At 70.3% G+C, this 20,415-nt stretch carries 16 protein-coding genes and 4 tRNA genes; 13 read left to right on the top strand and 7 right to left on the bottom strand.

What is annotated here, in order from left to right; translation table 11 throughout:
- Positions 1-204 precede the first annotated feature (204 nt).
- On the bottom strand, positions 205-1,857 hold the full coding sequence (locus I3F54_RS18705) for an OPT/YSL family transporter (protein WP_240119963.1): 1,653 nt from the start codon (positions 1,855-1,857) through the stop codon (positions 205-207).
- A 963-nt stretch (positions 1,858-2,820) separates the two neighbouring features.
- On the opposite strand from I3F54_RS18705, the gene I3F54_RS18700 reads away from it, so the two are divergent.
- The 9 genes from I3F54_RS18700 (at position 2,821) to I3F54_RS18660 (ending at position 11,505) form a co-directional block, all read left to right on the top strand.
- Positions 2,821-4,365: a hydantoinase/oxoprolinase family protein gene (locus I3F54_RS18700; RefSeq protein WP_240119962.1), complete on the top strand. Its 1,545-nt coding sequence runs from the start codon at positions 2,821-2,823 to the stop codon at positions 4,363-4,365.
- Between the two features lie 34 nt (positions 4,366-4,399).
- On the top strand, positions 4,400-5,527 hold the full coding sequence (locus I3F54_RS18695) for a DUF917 domain-containing protein (RefSeq protein WP_240119961.1): 1,128 nt from the start codon (positions 4,400-4,402) through the stop codon (positions 5,525-5,527).
- 98 nt (positions 5,528-5,625) lie between these two features.
- Positions 5,626-6,657: a DUF917 domain-containing protein gene (locus I3F54_RS18690; RefSeq protein ID WP_240120041.1), complete on the top strand. Its 1,032-nt coding sequence runs from the start codon at positions 5,626-5,628 to the stop codon at positions 6,655-6,657.
- Positions 6,658-6,713: 56 nt separating this feature from the next.
- On the top strand, positions 6,714-8,171 hold the full coding sequence (locus I3F54_RS18685) for a CdaR family transcriptional regulator (protein WP_240119960.1): 1,458 nt from the start codon (positions 6,714-6,716) through the stop codon (positions 8,169-8,171).
- A 126-nt stretch (positions 8,172-8,297) separates the two neighbouring features.
- Entirely contained in the window at positions 8,298-8,810 is a 513-nt protein-coding gene (locus tag I3F54_RS18680; RefSeq protein ID WP_240119959.1) for an ATP-binding protein, read from the top strand.
- A 196-nt stretch (positions 8,811-9,006) separates the two neighbouring features.
- On the top strand, positions 9,007-10,131 hold the full coding sequence (locus tag I3F54_RS18675) for an NADH:flavin oxidoreductase (protein WP_240119958.1): 1,125 nt from the start codon (positions 9,007-9,009) through the stop codon (positions 10,129-10,131).
- A 162-nt stretch (positions 10,132-10,293) separates the two neighbouring features.
- Positions 10,294-10,776 (top strand): hypothetical protein, encoded by a 483-nt coding sequence (locus I3F54_RS18670; RefSeq protein WP_240119957.1) that lies wholly within the window; start codon positions 10,294-10,296, stop codon positions 10,774-10,776.
- Between the two features lie 61 nt (positions 10,777-10,837).
- Entirely contained in the window at positions 10,838-11,095 is a 258-nt protein-coding gene (locus I3F54_RS18665) for a type II toxin-antitoxin system VapB family antitoxin (protein WP_240119956.1), read from the top strand.
- Positions 11,092-11,505: a PIN domain nuclease gene (locus I3F54_RS18660; protein WP_240119955.1), complete on the top strand. Its 414-nt coding sequence runs from the start codon at positions 11,092-11,094 to the stop codon at positions 11,503-11,505. Before I3F54_RS18665 ends, I3F54_RS18660 begins: the two co-directional genes overlap by 4 nt.
- 507 nt (positions 11,506-12,012) lie before the next feature.
- Here I3F54_RS18660 and I3F54_RS18655 read toward each other — a convergent pair.
- The 4 genes from I3F54_RS18655 to I3F54_RS18640 all read right to left on the bottom strand — a co-directional run bounded on the left by I3F54_RS18655 (position 12,013) and on the right by I3F54_RS18640 (position 12,495).
- Positions 12,013-12,089, bottom strand: a tRNA-Ile gene (locus tag I3F54_RS18655).
- A gap of 177 nt (positions 12,090-12,266) precedes the next feature.
- A tRNA-Asn gene (locus tag I3F54_RS18650) sits at positions 12,267-12,339 on the bottom strand.
- A gap of 5 nt (positions 12,340-12,344) precedes the next feature.
- Positions 12,345-12,417 (bottom strand) — tRNA-Asn (locus I3F54_RS18645).
- 5 nt (positions 12,418-12,422) lie between these two features.
- Positions 12,423-12,495, bottom strand: a tRNA-Asn gene (locus I3F54_RS18640).
- 158 nt (positions 12,496-12,653) lie between these two features.
- On the opposite strand from I3F54_RS18640, the gene I3F54_RS18635 reads away from it, so the two are divergent.
- The 4 genes from I3F54_RS18635 to I3F54_RS18620 all read left to right on the top strand — a co-directional run bounded on the left by I3F54_RS18635 (position 12,654) and on the right by I3F54_RS18620 (position 18,387).
- A complete protein-coding gene (locus I3F54_RS18635) occupies positions 12,654-12,962 on the top strand; it encodes a YtxH domain-containing protein (RefSeq protein WP_240119954.1) in 309 nt (102 codons plus the stop codon).
- A 146-nt stretch (positions 12,963-13,108) separates the two neighbouring features.
- Positions 13,109-14,569, top strand: coding sequence for an FGGY family carbohydrate kinase (locus I3F54_RS18630; protein ID WP_240119953.1), 1,461 nt, complete (start codon positions 13,109-13,111; stop codon positions 14,567-14,569).
- 156 nt (positions 14,570-14,725) lie between these two features.
- Entirely contained in the window at positions 14,726-16,459 is a 1,734-nt protein-coding gene (locus I3F54_RS18625) for an ABC transporter ATP-binding protein (RefSeq protein WP_240119952.1), read from the top strand.
- Complete coding sequence (locus I3F54_RS18620; protein WP_240119951.1) at positions 16,459-18,387, top strand: ABC transporter ATP-binding protein; 1,929 nt, start codon at positions 16,459-16,461, stop codon at positions 18,385-18,387. Before I3F54_RS18625 ends, I3F54_RS18620 begins: the two co-directional genes overlap by 1 nt.
- 50 nt (positions 18,388-18,437) lie before the next feature.
- On the opposite strand, the gene I3F54_RS18615 is transcribed toward I3F54_RS18620, so the two are convergent.
- Positions 18,438-19,736: an RNA polymerase sigma factor gene (locus tag I3F54_RS18615; protein WP_240119950.1), complete on the bottom strand. Its 1,299-nt coding sequence runs from the start codon at positions 19,734-19,736 to the stop codon at positions 18,438-18,440.
- A 238-nt stretch (positions 19,737-19,974) separates the two neighbouring features.
- Positions 19,975-20,415 (bottom strand): histidine phosphatase family protein (locus I3F54_RS18610; RefSeq protein WP_240119949.1); only part of this gene is annotated, 441 nt, incomplete at its 5' end.

Below are 20,415 nucleotides of genomic sequence, written 5' to 3'. Positions count from 1 at the left end.
GGTCTCGGTGTTGTGCATCGTGAGTGTGAGTCGGATCGGGGGACCGGTGGCATCGGCCTGGTCTTGCAGGTCCGCCGCGGCAGTCCCGGCCGTCGGGCCGAAGGGGCTCTGCCGCCCGGTCCGCGATGGGTGGACCGGGCGGCGAGCCGGCGCCGACCGATGGAGTGGGCGGGGCCTCTGGTGCTACGGAGACACTGGCGAGTGTCACCGGCTCCATGTCTTGACGGCGGCGTTGGAGAAGCTGTACATGGCGGATCCGGCGATGATGCCGGCCGCGAAGATGGTCATCGGTGTGGAGGCCTCGGGGCCCTTGAGGCGCAGCACCAGCCAACGGATGACCATGCCGGCCGCGACGATCCATCCCACTTGGGGGTTGGCGACGAGCAGTCCGGTAGCCAGCAGGACGCCCAGCTGGCGTGAAGGTCCTCCAGCGAGCTGGATCAGCGCACCCGGGAGGGCCCACAGTGCCAGCTGGGCGACGCTGCTCGTGTCGAGCCCGGCCCGGATGGCTGCCGCATACGCCTTGTCGACCGGGGGGAACAGACCGGCGTCGAAGTAGAGGCTGTGTGTGAGGGCGACGACGACCACGGCCACCACGAGGCCGACCAGCCCGGCGTAGAGTTGCTGACGTCGGCCCTCCAGCTCGAAGGAGCGGTCGGTTCCCTGGCCGCGTAGCAGCCACCCTGTCTTGAAGTCGTAGCCGCCATCGGCGAATGCCGGGCTTCCCGCGGCGACGAATCCGACCAGCAGGACCAGCGCCACGGTGGGGAAGTGCATCAGCATCCCGAGGATCAGGAAGATCAGGGCTGTGGCGAATGCCGGGAACCAGCCCGCGTGCATCGCGGAGAGGCCCACGATCAGCTCGGCGCAGATGCAGGCGACCGCCGCGAACAGCACCCAGAGCACGAGCTGGAGCGGTGCCATTCTGCTGTAAAGGCCGCCGAGCACGGCCAGGGTGAGCCCGGCGCTGATGTAGAGAAGGGTCCCGCGCCGCAGGCCGCGCAGCGCGTCCTTGTCGGTTCGGGTCATCCGAGCGGCCGGAGGAGCGCTGGTAGAGGTGGCGTTTCCCTCGTCGCCGGGGCGGTCGGTCACCGGTTGTGGGGCTTTGCGGTGCCGGAAGACGATCATGATGGCCTGGGCCAGGGCCACGAGGCCGGCGCCGATCATCATCCCATTGGGAATGTTGGAGCCGCCGAGGGTGAAACCGAACAGGGACTGCGAGTATCCGGCGATCAGCAGGCCCGCGGCAAAGGCGAGCATCGTGAGGGACTTGGCGATGAACGCCACTCCCATCGGGGCCATCGGCAGCCCGAACCAGGAGCCGGCAACGCCGAGGGCGATCCCGTACCCGAAGTTCTTGGCGCGTTTGCCACCACGATCACCAGCGATGATCGTTTCTGCCGCGGCGACACCGGACGGCCAGGCGTTCTCGGCGGGGAATACGCGCGTGTCGAACATCCAGTACAACATGAGCAGGTCGATGACCATGGCCAGTGTGGCACCGATGAGCATCGGCCACATGAGTCCCGGTTCGCCGATGACCACCGGGATCCCGATCGGCAGCAGCAGTGAGTTCGCCGCGGCGAACGTCGCGCTGGAGATACTGGTCTGGACCAGATTCTGTCGGTGGGTCGAACGGAAGCGCCGGAAGATGCTGAGCGGGATGCGCGAGACCACGATCGAGGCGAGGACACCCATGATCGACGTGTTCGGCGTGACACCAAGGCTGGTGATGATCTGCAGGCCGATCAGCGCCCCGGCGATCGAGGTGAACAGGACCGCGGCGAGGACCGTCGGCTCGAACACCGACGGGTGTCGTTCTCTCTCGTGCTGCTGTGCGGGTTCTATGAGGCTCATCTGGCCACCCCGCTCGACGTGAGCCGAGTCGGCGGGACGCAGGTCGCCGCCGGGCGGGAGCGCACGGCCCGAGCAGCGGACCACAGCGATCCGCTCCGGGACTCGCGGGCGCACGGGCAGGCGGTCCCGGCCGGGTGATGCGCGCTCCGAGGATGCCGCGCTCCGGTCCCGCAGACCGGCACCGCGCCGCCCCTGCTCGGGGACAGCACCGACCTGAGTCTATCCCGCTCGACCGCCCCGGGGTCGCAGGGCGGGGGGATCATCACGGGCACCATGGCTCGCACCGGAGTGGACATGATGGCGGTGACTGGCAAACGTAGTGTCACGGTGACGACCTCCTGATGGACGACACGAACGGTGAACGTCAGAGGACCACCGGGGCCGTACCGAGGGCCATGTGCGACTTGCTGGCAGGGTCGGTACGTCATTGGGCACTGTGCCCACCGGCGTCCGTCCGTTCCGGGGGTGCCCCGCACCGCGGGGACCGCCAGCTGCCCGGGGTGCCGGCCCACCGCTGGCCGGCTCCGGTGATTCGGCCCACCGCGGGGTGCGTGGAGACGAGTGGAGAGTCCGGTCGCCCACCACGGGTGCGCCGCTCCGCACCCGGGTTGCACTGTCCGGGGCTCACGGCTTCGTCGGACAGGATCGAGTCGCAACCGGCCGGGACGGCACCGGCCCGGTTCCTCCACCGGAAGCCAGGCGCGGCCGCCCTGGCGTGTCCGTGTCGGGCATGCAGCTCCACGGCTGGGCACCACACGGGGGCCGGGCTCCTGTGAAATCGACGAGCGGGGCCGGCATGCCGGACGCCGCCGAGTGGGACTCGGTAGGCACCGGGAACGGCTGTCCGGTTGTGCACACCGCACTGCCGTATAGCACTCCTGGTGCAGGCAGCCTGCTGACGGCCCCAACGGGCTTGTCTACCGTCCGACAGATTCCGGGGGCACCCAGAGAAACGGAGACTCCATGCACATCGGAATTGACGTGGGCGGCACCAACACCGACGCGGTGTTGATGGACGGCGAGCGGGTCGTGGTATCCGTCAAGGCCTCCACGGCCGAAGACGTCACCAGCGGGATCGTCGCAGCACTGGACGGGTTGCGACAGCGCCACGCGTTCGAGCCCGCTGACGTACGCGCCGTCATGATCGGTACAACACACTTCATCAACGCACTCGTCGAGCGTCGCAGGCTGGCCCCGACGGCGGTGATTCGGCTCGGGCTGCCTGCCACAGCCGCTCTGCCGCCCATGGTGGGCTGGCCGGAGGACTTGGTCGACGCGATCGAGGGCCGGGCGTACATGTGCCACGGCGGGCATGAATTCGACGGTCGCAAGATCAGTGACCTCGATGTGGACGAACTCAAGCGCGCCGCCGGCGACATGGCGGCATACGGCATCAGCAGCGTCGCCATCACCTCGGTGTTCTCACCCGTGACGTCCGAGTTCGAGCTGAGGGCGGCGGAGGTGATCCAGGCGGAGCTGGGTGAGGTGGACGTGTCGCTCTCCCACGAGATCGGCCGAATGGGCCTGCTGGAACGGGAGAACGCCACGATCGTCAACGCCTCGCTGCGCTCCCTGGCACGGCAGATCGTGAACGGACTCGCCGAAGCCGTGCGAGGCCACGGCATAGCCGCACCGCTCTACCTCAGCCAGAACGACGGCACCTTGATGGACCTCGACTTCGCCCTGCGCTACCCGGTGGTCACCTTCGCCTCGGGACCGACCAACTCCATGCGCGGGGCAGCGATGCTGTCCGGCCTGGGAGACTGCGCCGTGGTCGACATCGGTGGGACGACCTCGGACGTGGGCATCGTGCGCGGCGGATTCCCGCGCGAGGCCGGGACGGACGTCACGGTGGCCGGGATTCGCACCAATTTCCGCATGCCCGATGTGGTCTCGATCGGCATCGGTGGGGGCAGCCTGGTCCGGTTCGAAGGGGCGGAGGCACACGTGGGCCCCGAGTCGGTGGGTTTCCGCCTCCCGCAGCGTTCCATGGTGTTCGGCGGTGGCACCCTGACCGCGACCGACGTGGCCGTCGCCGCGGGCCGAGCCGAGATCGGAGACCCCTCCCTGGTCGCGCACCTGGGCCGCGATCTCGTGTCGGCCGCGCTGGACGTCATAGTCCGCCGTGTCGCGGCCTCGGTGGAACGGATGCGGACCTCACCCGAGCCGCTGCCCGTCGTCGCGGTCGGGGGCGGCTCGATCCTGCTCCCTGACCAGCTCGACGGAGTCGAGGTACACCGGCCGGAGAACTACTCCGTCGCCAACGCGGTGGGAGCGGCCATCGCTCAGGTGGGCGGCGAGGTCGACCGGGTCTACTCGATCGAGGCCGGCGGCCGTGCCCGTGCCCTCGACGAGGCGCGGCAGGAGGCGGTCGACCGAGCAATCAAGGCGGGAGCCTCGCCGGGAACCGTCGAGGTCGTCGAGGTCGAAGAGGTGCCGCTGGCCTACCTCCCGGGCAACGCGACTCGCATCCAGGTCAAGGCAGTCGGCGCACTCCAGATCAGCTGACAAGCGGAACAACCGGACACAGAAGAGGAATCCAGTGAGCTTCGAACTCGGCATCGACGACCTGAACGACCTCGCACGCGGCGCTGCCGTCCTCGGCACCGGAGGGGGCGGTGATCCCCACGTCGGCCGTTTGATGGTGGAGAACGTCATGCGCTCCACCGGGCCCATCACCATCGTCGACATCGACGAGATCGACGACGACGACTTCATCGTGCCGATCGCCCAGATGGGCGCGCCGACGGTAGCCGTGGAGAAGATGCCCGCCGGAACCGAGCCCGTTGCCGCGCTGCGCGCCGTCGAACGCCATCTCGGGCGCACCGCGACGGCGACGATCCCGGTGGAGTGCGGCGGGATCAACTCGATGATCCCGCTGCTGGTCGCCTGTCAGACCGGGCTACCGGTGGTCGACGGTGACGGCATGGGCCGGGCCTTCCCCGAACTGCAGATGAAGACCTTCGCCGCCTACGGCGTCCCCGGATCGCCGATGGTCCTGGTCGGGGAACGAGGGGAGACGGTCGTCGTCGACACCGGCAGCGACGACAAGCGAATGGAGTGGCTGGCGCGCGGCATCACCATGCGCCTGGGCGGCGCCGCCCTCATTGCCGAGTTCACGATGACGGGAGCGCAGGTGCGGCGCACCGCGATCCGCCGCACACTGACCCTCGCACTGCGCATCGGTCGCACGCTGCGGGAGGCACGGGAGGCGCACGAACCACCGGTGGCCGCGCTGGCCAGGACCATCGCCGACACCGACTACCGCCACCTGCGGGTGCTCTTCACCGGCAAGGTCACCGACGTGGAACGCAGGACCGACGGAGGGTTCGCCCAGGGCTGCGCCACGTTCGCGAGCTTCGAAGACAACTCCGAACTCCGTCTGACGTTCCGGAACGAATTCCTGATCGGCGAGGTCGACGGCGAGGTCGTCTGCACCGTACCGGACCTGATCTGTGTGCTCGACGCCGACAACTGCGAGCCGATCACCACCGAGAGCCTGGCCTACGGCCAGCGGGCCACCGTCCTCGGCATCGGGACGCCGCCGGTCATGCGGACTCCGGAGGCCCTGGCCGCGTTCGGACCGCAGGCTTTCGGGTTCGCAGAGAGGTTCCAGCCGCTCGAAGAGCGGATTCCCCGCTCACTCCGTGACCCGGACCGGCATGCCTGAGCGACCGGGCGGCCGGTCACTCCACCAGCGTAGTGTGGAGAGGCCGGGACCGGTTCGGAAGACGAGGTCGTCGGGTGGAGGTGGGGTCGTTGACCGAAGTGGACGGGGACTCCATCCCCGCACTGGAATGGGGCACGACCCTGCTCGGGTCCGGCGGCGGGGGGCCCGCCTCGCTTGCCGCGACGTGGCTGGCGCACAACGTGACCGAACGCGGGCCGGTTCGGCTGCTCCAGGCACAGGACCTGCCCCCGCGGGCACTCGTGCTGCCGATCGGCATCGTCGGCTCCACCCCCGCGCTGGCGGAGAAGATGCCTTCGGGCGCCGAGTTCCGGGCGGCCGCCGACGAGATCGGCAGAGTCGTCGGCCCCCCGGCCGCCGTCATGCCGATGGAGATCGCCGGGGTCAACGGCGTCGCAATGTTCGCAGCAGCCGCCTCGATGGGCTTCGACGTCGTCGACGCGGATCTCACCGGCCGCGCCCTGCCGCGTCTGGATCAGCTCAGCATCGCCGCTGCCGGACGGTCGTTGACCCCGATGGCGTTCTCGGGAGCGGGCGGGCTTCGGGGCTTGCTCGACGGGGTGGGAGCCGTGGGTCTGGAGCGACTCGTCCGGACGATGCTCGCCGGAGCCGGTGGATGGCTGGCCGTCGCGTTCAATCCCATCCCCGCCGGGACGTTGCAGGAGGCGACCATCATCGGCTCGGCGGGGCACGCCCTCGCACTGGGGCGCCAGTGGATGAGGCGGGGTGCGGGGGCCGCCGGCGATGTCCTCGCCGAGGGCCGCGTGGAGCATGTGATGCGCCAGAATCCACGGACGCCCGGAAGGCACGATGCCGTCACCGTCGTCGACGAACGCGACGGCGCGGTCCTGCGAGTGGAGATGGAGAACGAGTACCTGTTGGCCGTACGTGACGGGGTGGTGGTGGCCGGCACACCGGATCCGCTGATCTTGGCGGACAGGCGTACAGGGCGGCCGGTCCAGTGCGACCAAGTGCGTAAGGGCCTGGATGTGGCCTGCGTCCGGCTTCCCGGGTTCGACTTCTGGTGGCGTTCCGAGCACGTGGGCCTGGTGGGGCCGCGGGCCTTCGGTCTCGACCACGAACCGGTCCGATTTGGCGTGGGGACGGTATGACTCCTCTGACGGTCGCCGGCCTGTGTTCGCATCCTTCCTGGTCGAACGTTCGCCCGTTGGCCGGGGGCGCGTACCTCGAAGCGGAGATCACCGACGTCCGGCTCGTCCACGGGTTCCGCGGCCAACCGGGCAGAAACTCGCTCGTCGTGGCCGTCGATGCGGGCGACGTGTCGGACTGGAGGATCGATGTACTCCTCCGCAAAGCGTCCGACGCGGGCGCCGCGGGCCTCCTGCTTCCGACCGCCTCACCGTTGCTGCCCACGACCGTGCTGCTGGCCGACCGGCTGGCCATCGCCGTCGTCGGGAGCCAGGACGACTCCGTCGTGGACCTCGCCGTTGCGGCGCAGGAGGCGCTGGCAGCACCGGATATCGAACGGATGCGGTTCGTCCTCGCCGCCCATCACACCGTCGCACAGCAGCAGAGGGCGCCTGAGGAACTCGCGAAGGCCGTGTCCCACCTTCTCGGGTCCGATGTCGCGGTCCTCGACCGCAGCGGCGCATCGATCGCCGGTGCCCCGCTGGTCCTGCCCGGGTTCGACCCTCACCCGCCCGTGCCGCGCCGTGATCGGGACGGCACGGCCGTCACCGTGGTCGTACCGGTGCCCTCTGCACTCGGGACAGCCGCCGACCTGTGGCTCGCCACGGTGATCGAGCACCAGGACGCCACATGGGAGCGGACGGTTCAGGACGTGCTCACGGTGGCGGTTACCGGCCTGCAACGGTGGCGTGCTGCGCGACGCACCGAACTGGAGCGTGAGGCGCGCCTGCGGACCTCACTGCTCGCCGAACTGTTGCGCCTGGAGGCGGAGCCCTCACCCGGGCTGAGGCGTCGGCTCACCGAGATGGGCTGGCGACTCGACGGCCGGCATGTGGGAGTGCGCATCGGTGTGGCGGAGGAGGTCGACATCCTCGCCCTCAGCGACAAGGTGCATGCCGCTCTGCGGGCAGAGAATCTGGATGCGCAGGTCGTGGAGGGGGCCGACGGCTGGTCGGCATGGGTGACGCTGGATCGCGAGCCGACCCGGACCGAGGTCGGGGAACTCGTGTCCGCCCTACGCCAAGTACAGCGCAGGCTGAACCGGTTCGTGACCTCGCACGTGGGCGTCGGCCGGGCGCACGGCGGGGCGGAGGGGCTCGCCCTCTCCCTGGGGGAGGCGGCCGACGCCGCACGTCTGGCACGCGGCCGACGGGAAGTCGGCCGGTTCCTGCACATAGACCGGCTCGGGTTCGCCCAGCTGTTGCTGGCCTGGACCCGCACCGACACCTTCGAGCCGGCCGCGCGGGAACTTCTGGCGCCGCTGGTGGATCAGCCAGGCGACCTCATTGCCACCGTCTCGGCCTATCTGGACGCCGAATCACGGCTCACCGAGACAGCAGCGGTGCTCGGGGTGCACCGCAATACGGTGGCCGCCAGGATCGCGAGAGTCGAGCAGGTCCTCGGTCTGGACTTGGCCAACGCCGACGAACGCCTTGCACTGCACCTGGCCTGCCGTGCGCGCCTGAGCCTCGACTGAGCGGTGTGCTGTGCGCCCACCGGTGTCCCTCGGGGGCAGCAGGCCGCCCATGTCCCTTCCCGCCCCCTCCTGAGAGGCTTCATCCAACGGGGGAAGCCACCCGCGGGGGATGGCCGAGGAGGGGCCATGAGGTATCACCGATCTCAGTTCGTCGAGGCCCCCGCACCCCTGGTCCGTCCCAGGCTTCCCAACGGGGCTCCGGCGGTCCGGACCGCTCTCCCCGGCGAGCCGGCCCCGGAGCCCACCTACCAGGCGCTGCTCGCGCTGCCGGCCGCCGAGGACCAGGTACGCCGCACCCGGGATTTCACCTCTCGCGTGCTGGACCACTGGTGCGTGGCCTCCGAAGACCGGGAGTCCGCCGTGCTGATCGTCAGTGAACTCGCGGCCAACGCCGCACGCCACGGCCGCTCCGAAATGACCCTCAGGCTGGCCCTGCACCGACCGGTCCTCAACATCGCGGTCGCCGATACCGGACGGCCCCGCCCCTCCGGCTTGTTGACGGAGTGCGCCGACCCCGACGAGCACGGCCGCGGACTGTGCATCGTCGAGGCTCTCGCGCACTGGTTCGACATCCACGAGACGGACGACAGTGGCTTCCGCGTGGATGTCGATCTCCTCCTGGCCGATCCGGAGTCCTGAACACGTGTCAGCGACGGCAGCAGCAGCCCTTCTCGTCACGCTGAAGGGATCCCGATCCGGCATCGCTCGTCACCCCCGGGACGCCCACCAGGGCGGCCGCCGGCGCTCAGCTGTCACCAGCAGTTCTTCGAGAAGGTGCACCGATGCGCGTGCACACAGCAGGTATAGCCGGAACCACTCACGAGGAGCCTCCCGCATGACCGCTTCCACGCCCGCCTCCCGCGCGGCCCAGATCCTCTCCCGCCCGATCACCCTCAACGGTCTCACCGTCCCCAACCGGATTGTGATGGCCCCGATGACCCGCATGTTCTCCCCGGGCGGTGTCCCCGGCGAGGACGTGCGCTCGTACTACGCGCGCCGTGCTGCCGCCGGAGTGGGCCTGATCGTCACCGAGGGCACGTACGTGGGCCACGAATCGGCCGGGCAGAGCGATCGCGTACCCCGGTTCCACGGCGAGGAGCAGCTGGCGGGCTGGGCGAGAGTCGCCGAGGCCGTGCACACGGCGGGCGGCGCGATCGTCCCGCAGCTGTGGCACGTCGGGATGGTCCGCAAGCAGGGCGACCCCCCTTTCCCGGGTGCCCCCGCCATCGGCCCGTCCGGCCTTGTCACCGAGGGCGCCGAGCCCACGGGCAAGGCCATGGCCCGGCAGGACCTGGATGACGTCGCCGCCGCGTTCGCGGAGGCCGCTGCCGCCGCGGAGCGCATCGGTTTCGACGGCGTGGAGATCCACGGCGCCCACGGCTTCCTGGTCGACCAGTTCCTGTGGGCAGGCACCAACCGCCGCACGGACGAGTACGGCGGTGGCACGGTGGCCCGCACCAGGTTCGCGGCGGAGATCGTCGTGGCGGTCCGTCAGGCAGTGTCCCCCGGCTTCCCGGTCCTGTTCCGCTACTCGCAGTGGAAGCGGCAGGACTACCGCGCCCGCCTCGCCGAGACTCCCGAGGAGTTGGAGGCCATACTGACCCCGCTCGCCACGGCCGGCGTCGACGTCTTTGACGCCTCCACCCGCCACTACTGGCTCCCCGAGTTCGACGGCTCCGAACTCAACCTCGCGGGGTGGACGAAGAAACTCACCGGAAGGCCGGTCGTCACGGTCGGCTCGGTCGGCCTCGACGGCGACTTCCTCAAGGCGTTCCAGGGCGAGGGCGCACCGGTGGGCAGCCTCGACAACCTCCTGGACCGCCTGGAGCGCGACGAGTTCGACTTGGTCGCCGTCGGACGCGCCCTGCTCCAGGACCCGCAGTGGGCGGCCAAGATCCTCGCCGACCGCCACGACGGACTGAAGCCGTATGACGCGGCGGCCTTGAAGACGCTGAGCTGAGCTTGATTCTGGAGGGATATGCGGGTGGTCGTCACTCCCCACGCGCTCACTCGCGACCACGGGCAGGACTGTCGGACCACGCGAGCAACCCGACGGGCCGAGGCACGCGGCGGGAGAGCGGCGACGCGGCCCCGGAGGAGAACGCCGTGCGATCATCTGCCCATGCTGGAGATCGCAGGTGACGAAGGCGGCCCGCTGGTGGACGGTTCGAGGCTCCTCGACCTGCCGCTCTTCTGGCCGTGCCACCTCGGCTCAAGCCTCTGGGGCGAGGAAGCACAGGCCGCCGCCTTCTGCCCCGACTGGGACGACGCTCAAGAGCTGTACAAGACGCTCTCCTCCCCCGACGAGTGGCCGGCGTTCACCGTGCACCTGCACTCCGGGTACGCGCTCCACGTCGTCTATCGCGACTTGGAAGGCGACCACGGCGTCGACTACCTGCTCTCCCACCCCGCCTGGACGGAAACTCTCACCCTCGCCACCGACGACGGCCACTTCATGGGGCCCGGCCTGTCCTGGCCCGAGCTGGAAGCCTCGGCCGACCAGGGCGCCACATCTCGACTCCACCCAACTCGGGACAGTCCGGAGCCTCCATTCGAACCGGGGCGGTTCAGTTCAGGCCCCGCGGGCAGACGCCTTCATCACTGACCTATATATAAAAGATCTTGTATCTTGGTATACTCTAGTTGATACACAAAGGAGGGCGCCCATGAGCCGTACCGTGATCGACCTCGACGACGAGGCCCTGGAAGAAGCGGCCAAGGAACTCGGCACCACGACCAAGCGCGAGACCATCAACACCGCCCTGCGGGAAGTCACGGCCCGTTACCGGCGTCTGCGCGCACTCGACGAAGCCCGCGAGCTGGTGACCGACGGCGCGCTGGACATGGACCTTCTCCTGGACAAGAGCAGGTACCGGCCCACGAGCACGGCCGACGCCACCCCCGGCACCGGAGCGCATGAGTGACCGTCGCCGATTACCTCATCGACACCTCCGCGCTCGCCCGCGTCCTGCTCCGCCAGAACACGGCCGACTGGGATGACAGGATCGGCGCCGGCCTCGTCGCGATCTGCGACATCACCGAACTCGAGGTCCTCTACTCAGCCCGTTCGGCCGCAGACCGTACGCGTTTGAAGACGGCGCTCGACGCCCACTACGTCTGGTGCCCCGTGCCGGACGGCGTCTACCGCCGCTCCCGCGCCGTCCAGGAACAGCTGACCGCCAAGGGTGAGCACCGCAGCGCAGGCCCCGTCGACCTCCTGGTGGCTGCCGCCGCCGAGGAAGCGGGGCTCACACTGCTCCACTGCGACCACGACTTCGACACCATCGCCCGCACGACGGGACAGCCGGTCCGCACGATGGACCTCAGGCCGTAGAGCCTCCACAGCCGCACAGTCGGCGATGAGGCACAGGGCGGCCCCATGGCAACGGCCTGTCGAGAACTCAGCCAAAGCCCGGGCGCCCGAGCCGCAGGATTGACTGGCCAACCGGGAACTCACCCGCGGCCCGTACCGTTCGTCGACCTTGCTCGTGACCCCTTGCTCTCGGTCCCGGGTGGCCGAGGACGCACTTCGGATGCCTGCCAGGCACCCATGTAGCACTGGGCCGGCACCATGCACCCCGCCCTGAGGCGACCTCGAAGGCCGACTTCGCCGTACCCGCGTCCTCACAGCGTCCCCAAATACGCCTCCGGCCCTTTGTCGAGGCCGCTCCTGGGCCCTTCCCCCCAACCACGCTTCGGCGCATTCACGCAGGTCAGCGCAACGCCTGCCCCCATCCGTCAACTCGCCGCCGAAGTCACGAGCAGCGGATTCAGTCCGATGAGCCCGAGTTGACGTTCCAACACCTCAGAAGAGACGTTTCCGCAGATCACGGCCCTGTACTGGTGGGGCGGGTGGGACTCGAACCCACGGCCGACGGATTATGAGTCCGCTGCTCTAACCGGCTGAGCTACCGCCCCATAGCGGCGTGTCGCGTACATGTGTGCGCGCCGTGTGCCGCAGCATAGCCGGTCATACGATCTCCTGCCTCGCATGGTCGGCTTCGCACGGCCTTCTTGACCTGGAGGACTGCACCGCCGACCGCGCGGTTCCCCCAGGCATGAAAAAGGACCCCCAAGGGGTCCTCGTTCAGCATGCTCCCCCGACTGGACTCGAACCAGTAACCTGCCGGTTAACAGCCGGCTGCTCTGCCAATTGAGCTACGGAGGACCGAGCTCCCCCGACTGGACTCGAACCAGTAACCTGCCGGTTAACAGCCGGCTGCTCTGCCAATTGAGCTACGGAGGACCGAGCTCCCCCGACTGGACTCGAACCAGTAACCTGCCGGTTAACAGCCGGCTGCTCTGCCAATTGAGCTACGGAGGAATGCCTCGATCGCGTCGAACGTGCCACCCGGGTGGTCGCCAGGGCGCGCTCGCTCGCTGCGACACATACATTAGCGCAAGCAGGGGGGTGCTCCGCCAATCGGTTCCCCCCGACACCGATGCCGCACCGCAGACCGACACAAGGGAAGGGTGGCCGCCATGCGCTACCGGCTCACGTTCATCGCCGGACTCGCCCTGGGATACGTGCTCGGCACCAGGGCCGGCCGCGAGCGCTACGAGCAGCTGAGGAAGTCGGCGCGCCAGGTCGCGCAGAGCCCGGCCGTCCGCAACACCGCGGAGAGCGCCGCCCAGCAGAGCCGCCAGTTCGCCGGCCGGGCGTACCACGCGGTCAGCGAGAAGGTCGGCGACCACCTGCCCGACTCGGTCGCCGGGCGGGTCCGCTCCCTGCGCGAGCGCTCCGCGCACAACGGCGGCGGCGAGGACGACTGGGGCACCAGCAACACGTAGGAGGTGTCCGGCGCGGCGCGCGGCGGCGTCCCCTGGCAGTGGGGGGCGCGCCGCCGCCGACCGCGGACCGGCCGGACAGCGGGCGCCGAGGCGGTGAAGCCCGCCCTCGGCCCGGACAGGCCTCGCGCTACGGCAGAATCTCCGGCATGGGGATAGTCGCCGGGCTGGACAGTTCGCCCGATTTCACGCGCATCGTCGTCTGTGACACGGACACCGGGGCCGTACTCCGGCAGGGCTATGCCCCGCATCCGGTCGAGCCGCCGGCCGGCGGTGGCACGGGCCGGCCCAGCGATGTCGACCCGCAGGCCTGGCTGCTGTCCCTGGGTGAGGCCGCAGGTGGCGGGCTGCTGGAGGGCGTGCAGGCCATCGGCGTGTCCGCGCAGCAGAACGCGCTGGTGCCGCTGGACACGCAGGGCGCCACCGTGCGCCCGGCGATGGTCGGCGGCGACAAACGGGCTCAGGTCGCGGCGGCGGACCTGGTGGACGCGCTCGGCGGACGCGAGGCGTGGGCGCAGGCCGTGGGCTGCGTGCCGCAGGCCGGTCAGCCGGTGACGAAGCTGCGCTGGCTGGCGCGGGCCGAGCCGGAGGCCGCGCAGCGCACCGCTCTGCTGCTGCAGGCCCACGACTGGCTGGTGTGGCAGCTGCTGGGCCGGCCGGCGCGGCGCACCACCGACCGCGGCGGGGCATCCGGCACCGGCTACTGGTCGGCGGCGACCGGCGCCTACCGGCCCGACCTGGTGGAGCTGGCGCTCGGGCACCAGGCGATGCTGCCGGACGTGATCGGACCGGCGGAGGCGGCCGGCACGACCCCGGAGGGGCTGCTGATCTCGGCCGGCACCGGCGAGACGATGGCCGCCGCCTTCGGGCTCGGCATCGGTCTCGGCGACGCGGTCGTCTCGCTCGGCGCGTCCGGTTCCGTGATGGCCGTCCATCCCGAGCCGCTGCTGGACAACACCGGGATGATCACTTCCCTGGCCGACGCCACGGGCATGCACCTGCCGGTCGTCACCACCCTGAACGCCGTCCGCACCCTGCGCGGCACCGCCGAGCTGCTCGGGCTGACGGACCTGGAGTCCCTCTCCGACCTGGCCATGAAGTCGACGCCGGGATCCCACGGGCTGGTGCTGCTGCCGTATCTGGAGGGGGAGCGGACGCCGAACCTGCCGCACACCGCGGGCACGCTGGCCGGGCTGCGGCGGGAGTCGATGAAGCCGGAGCACCTGGCGCGGGCCGCGTTCGAGGGCATGCTGTGCGGGCTCGGTGACGCGCTGGACGTGCTGCGCGGCCGGGGCGTGGAGGTGCGGCGGGTCTTCCTGCTGGGCGCGGCGGCGGAGCTGCCCGCGGTGCAGGCGGCGGCGCCGGCGCTGTTCGGTGCGCAGGTCGTCGTACCGCAGCCCGCCGACTACGCCGCGATCGGGGCCGCCCGGCAGGCGGCCTGGGCGCTCGGTGTGTCGCAGGGTGCCCTCGACCCGCGTACGCCGCCGCTGTGGCAGGGTGCCGCGGCGCAGGTGCTGGACCCCGGTGAGCAGCTGGCGATGGGCCAGGCGGTGCGGCAGCAGTTCGCATCGGTGCGGGAGCAGACCCATCCGGGAGCGTTCCGGTCGTAGCACGGGTGTGTGGGGCGGGACCGCGAACCGGCACCCGTACGGCCGTACCGCGCAGGGCCGCCGGCTTATTCGGTTGAGGTAACGCGGGGGGAGTGCCCGACGATAGGGGCCAAGGGCAACCGACCCGGCCCCTCCCGCCGACTCCGAGAGACCAGCGTGCTCATACGACTTCTGCGGACCTATCTCAGGCCCTACAAGAAACCCATCGCCCTGTTGGTGCTGCTGCAGTTCCTGCAGACCTGCGCCACCCTCTACCTGCCCACGCTGAACGCCGACATCATCGACAACGGCGTCGTCAACGGGGACACCGGCTACATCCTGTCCTACGGCGCCCTGATGATCGGCATCTCGCTGACCCAGGTCGTGTGCAACATCGGCGCCGTGTACTACGGCGCCCGGACCGCTTCGTCGCTCGGCCGGGACGTGCGCAGTGCCGTCTTCGACCGGGTCCAGTCGTTCTCCGCGCGTGAGGTAGGTCACTTCGGTGCGCCGTCGCTGATCACCCGGACGACCAACGACGTTCAGCAGGTGCAGATGCTGGCGCTGATGACGTTCACGCTGATGGTGTCGGCGCCCATCATGTGCGTCGGTGGCATCGTCATGGCGCTCGGCCTGGACGTGCCGCTGTCCGGCGTGCTGGTCGCCGTCGTCCCGGTACTCGGCATCTGCGTGACGCTCGTCGTGCGGCGGCTGCGTCCGCTGTTCCGTGCCATGCAGGTGCGGCTGGACACGGTGAACCGCGTGCTGCGGGAGCAGATCAGCGGCAACCGGGTGATCCGCGCCTTCGTGCGGGACGAGTACGAGCAGGAGCGTTTCCGCAAGGCCAACAGCGACCTGACGGCCATGGCGCTGGGGGCCGGGAACCTGCTCGCGCTGATGTTCCCCATCGTGATGACGGTGGTCAACCTGTCGTCGATCGCCGTGGTGTGGTTCGGCGCCCACCGCATCGACAGCGGCGGCATGCAGATCGGCGACCTGACCGCGTTCCTCGCCTACCTGATGCAGATCGTCATGTCCGTGATGATGGCCACCTTCATGTTCATGATGGTGCCGCGGGCGGAGGTGTGCGCCGAGCGTATCCAGGAGGTGCTGTCGACCGAGTCGAGCGTGGTGCCGCCGATCGCGCCGGTCACCGAGCTGCGCCGGCACGGTCACCTGGAGCTGCGGGACGCCGGGTTCGGCTACCCGGGTGCCGAGGAGCCGGTGCTGAAGGGTGTCAGCCTGGTGGCCCGCCCGGGTGAGGTGACCGCCGTCATCGGGTCGACCGGCAGCGGCAAGTCGACGCTGCTCGGGCTGGTGCCGCGGCTGTTCGACGCGACCGACGGCGAGGTCCTGGTCGACGGGGTGCCCGTCGCCACCATCGACCCCCGGGTGCTCGCCCGCACGGTCGGGCTGGTGCCGCAGAAGCCGTACCTGTTCGCGGGGACGGTCGCCACCAACCTGCGCTACGGCAACCCCGACGCCACCGACGAGGAGCTGTGGCACGCGCTGGAGGTGGCGCAGGCCAAGGACTTCGTGGAGCGGCTGGACGCGGGACTCGACGCCCCGATCGCGCAGGGCGGCACCAACGTGTCCGGCGGTCAGCGGCAGCGGCTGGCCATCGCCCGCACGCTGGTGCAGCGGCCGGAGATCTACCTGTTCGACGATTCCTTCTCCGCGCTCGACTACGCCACCGACGCCGCGCTGCGGGCCGCGCTCACCGAGGAGACCGCCGAGGCGACGGTGGTGATCGTCGCCCAGCGGGTGGCGACCATCCGGGACGCCGACCGGATCGTCGTCCTGGACGAGGGCCGGGTCGTCGGCACGGGCCGGCACCACGAGCTGATGGCGGACAACGAGACGTACCGGGAGATCGTGCTCTCCCAGCTGACGGAAGCGGAGGCTGCCTGATGGCGGGGCCGATGGGGCGGATGATGGCCGGGGGCGGCCCCGACAACCGCTCGATGGATTTCAAGGTGTCGGGCAGTCGGCTCCTGGGCCGGTTCAAACCGGAGCGGGTCACCCTGTTCACGCTGCTGGCCTGTGTGGTCGTCAGCGTGGGGCTCAACGTCGTCGGGCCGAAGATCCTCGGCCGGGCCACGGACCTGGTGTTCGCGGGCATCGTCGGAAGGCGGATGCCGGCGGGCCAGAGCAGGGACGAAGTGCTGCACGGCCTGCGGGAGAGCGGCGACGACGGCATCGCCGACATGCTGAGCGGCACGGACTTCACCCCCGGCCGGGGCATCGACTTCACCGCCGTCGGGAACGTCCTGCTGCTGGCGCTGAGCACATTCCTCCTCGCCGGGCTGCTGATGGCGGTGGCGACGCGGATGGTCAACCGGGCGGTGAACCGCACCATGTTCCGGATGCGCGAGGACGTGCAGGTGAAGCTGTCGCGGCTGCCGCTGTCGTACTTCGACAAGCGGCAGCGCGGCGAGGTGCTGTCCCGGGCGACGAACGACATCGACAACATCGGGCAGACGCTCCAGCAGTCGATGGGCCAGCTCATCAACTCGGTGCTGACGATCATCGGTGTGCTGGCGATGATGTTCTACGTCTCGTGGATCCTCGCGCTGGTCGCGCTGGTGACCGTGCCGCTGTCGTTCCTGGTCGCCACCCGCGTCGGCAAGCGGTCCCAACCCCACTTCGTGCAGCAGTGGCGGTCGACGGGCTCGCTGAACGCGCACATCGAGGAGATGTACACCGGGCACACCTTGGTGAAGGTGTTCGGCCGGCAGGAGGAGTCGGCGAAGCAGTTCGCCGAGCAGAACGACGCGCTGTACGAGGCCGGGTTCAAGGCGCAGTTCAACAGCGGTGTCATGCAGCCGCTGATGATGTTCGTGTCGAACCTCAACTACGTGCTGGTCGCGGTCGTCGGCGGGCTGCGGGTCGCGACCGGTGCGCTGTCCATCGGCGACGTCCAGGCCTTCATCCAGTACTCGCGGCAGTTCTCGATGCCGCTGACGCAGGTCGCGTCGATGGCGAACCTGGTGCAGTCCGGTGTCGCCTCGGCCGAGCGGATCTTCGAACTCCTGGACGCGGAGGAGCAGGAGGCGGATCCGGTGCCCGCGCAGCGGCCCGCGGAGTTGCTCGGACGGGTCGAGCTGCAGCACGTGCGGTTCCGCTACGACCCCGACAAGCCGCTCATCGAGGACCTGTCGCTGAAGGTGGAGCCGGGCCACACGGTGGCGATCGTCGGGCCGACCGGCGCCGGCAAGACGACGCTGGTGAACCTGCTGATGCGGTTCTACGAGGTCTCCGGCGGGCGCATCACCCTCGACGGCGTCGACATCGCGACGATGTCCCGGGACGAACTGCGCGCCGGGGTGGGCATGGTGCTCCAGGACACCTGGCTGTTCGGCGGCACCATCGCGGAGAACATCGCCTACGGCGCCTCGCGCGAGGTCACCCTCGGGGAGATCGAGGAGGCGGCGCGGGCGGCCCACGCCGACCGCTTCATCCGCACCCTGCCCGAGGGCTACGACACCGTCATCGACGACGAGGGCACGGGCGTGAGCGCCGGCGAGAAGCAGCTCGTCACGATCGCGCGGGCGTTCCTGTCCGACCCGGTGATCCTGGTGCTGGACGAGGCGACCAGCTCCGTCGACACCCGCACCGAGGTGCTGATCCAGAAGGCGATGGCGAAACTCGCGCACGGGCGCACGTCGTTCGTCATCGCGCACCGGCTCTCCACCATCCGGGACGCTGACACCATCCTCGTCATGGAGAACGGCTCCATCGTCGAACAGGGCGCGCACGCCGAGCTGCTGGCCGCGGACGGGGCCTATGCACGGCTGTACAAGGCGCAGTTCGCGCGGGCGGTGGCCGAGGTCGACTGAGGCTCCGGCGACCGGCCCGGGACCGGGGGCCGCCGCACGGCGGCCCCCGGTCAGTCGAGGTATCCCCGCAGCTGGTCCGCGAAGGCGTGGTCGCGGAGCTTGTTGAGGGTCTTGGACTCGATCTGCCGTATCCGTTCCCGGGTGACACCGAAGATGCGCCCGATCTCCTCCAGGGTCCGGGGACGGCCGTCGACGAGGCCGTACCGCAGCTGGACGACCTTGCGCTCGCGTTCCCCGAGGGTGGACAGCACGGCCTCCAGGTGCTCCCTGAGCAGCAGGAAGGCGGCGGACTCCACGGGTGAGGCGGCGTCCGCGTCCTCGATGAGGTCGCCGAGGGCGACGTCGTCCTCCTCCCCCACCGGGGCGTGCAGGGAGACCGGCTCCTGGGCGAGCCGCAGGACCTCGCCGACCCGCTCGGGCGGCAGGTCGAGCTGGTCGGCGACCTCCTCGGGAGAGGGCTCGTGTCCGCGTTCCTGCAGCATGCGGCGCTGCACCCGCACCACCCGGTTGATGAGTTCGACGACGTGGACGGGGACGCGTATGGTGCGGGCCTGGTCGGCCAGGGCCCGGGACATGGCCTGGCGGATCCACCAGGTGGCGTAGGTGGAGAACTTGTAGCCGCGCGCGTAGTCGAACTTCTCCACGGCCCTGATCAGGCCCAGGTTGCCCTCCTGCACGAGGTCGAGCATGGTCAGGCCACGACCGACGTACCGCTTGGCGACGGAGACGACGAGCCGCAGATTCGCCTCGATGAGGCGGCGCTTGGCCATACGGCCCATGACGACGAGCCGGTCCAGGTCATGGGCGAGCCGGCTGTCGAGGTCGGGGGTGCTGCCGAGCTTCTCCTCCGCGAACAGGCCCGCCTCGACGCGGCGGGCGAGGTCGACCTCCTCGGCCGCGGTGAGCAGCGGAATGCGCCCGATCTCCCGCAGGTACTGGCGGAACAGGTCCGCGGACGGCCCGCCGGTCTCGGCGGCCCGCGCGGGCGGCGGCTCGACGGGCCCGGGGCTGTCGGCGGCCTCCGGCACCCCCGCGGGGGAGTCGGCGGGCTCCGCGGTCTCGGGACGGAGCACGACGCGGGGCTGCGGAGCCACCGTGCGAAGCATGTCCGACTCGGCGTCAGGCTCCGTTCCGGCGGTGCCGCCGACGGTACCGCCGGGGGTCTGGCTGAGGGTCTGGGTCTGCACGGGGGCGACCTCCAGGATGATCGCTGCTGAGGGGCTCGGCAGCGGTACTTCGGGGGCGGAGTCGGCGGCCTCGCCGCTGTCCGTCCCGTAGGCGATGGGCGGAACCGCGGGGGTGTGCGACCCGTGGGGGACGGGTCGGCCGCGCTCCGGGGACTCAGGCACCGGAACCCAGTGTGGAGTACGACACATCGAAGCCACGAGGGGCGTGCGGTGACTTTTTGAGTCCGCTCGGTGACCGAACGGTGACCTGTGGGGTCAGATGTCCGGATGGTCCGGGCGATCCCACCCCGGTGTCGGGGACCCTCCCGTCCGCGCCGCGGTGTGCGGAAGCGCTCCCGCCCGCGCGGCGCCGTCCGGGACCGCGCCCCGTCCACGGCCCGGCGGCGACGGCGCCCGCCGATCACTCCATGCGCAGGTTCCACCGATCGGCGCGGCCGGTGAGCAGGACGCGGCCCAGTGGCGGGACGTCGATGCGCCAGAAGGCGTGCGGGGGCGCGCTCAGCGCATGCAGGACGGCGGCGCGGGCGACGGAGGCGTCCGTGACGGCGAGGATGCGGCCGGCGTCGTCCGGGAGCCGGTCGAGCCAGTGGGACACGCGCCGGCACAGGTCGAGAACGCTCTCCCCACCGTGCGGGGCCGCCGACGGGTCGGTGGTCCAGGCGGCGAGCGCGGCCGGTTCGGCGGTGGCCAGTTCGTCGAGGGCCCGGCCCCGCCACGAGCCGAGGTCCAGGTCGCGCAGCGCGGTCTCGGTCGCGGCGTCGAGGCCGAGGGCCTCGGCGGTCTCGCGGCACCGCCGGGACGGCGCGCTGAGGTGACGGCCGGCCGCGGGCAGGCCGGGAGC

The organism is Streptomyces sp. MUM 2J (assembly GCF_022414535.1).
Lineage (GTDB): Bacteria > Actinomycetota > Actinomycetes > Streptomycetales > Streptomycetaceae > Streptomyces.
The sequence above is the reverse complement of the archived record's forward strand: the minus strand, read 5'-3'. Positions and strand labels throughout refer to the sequence as shown.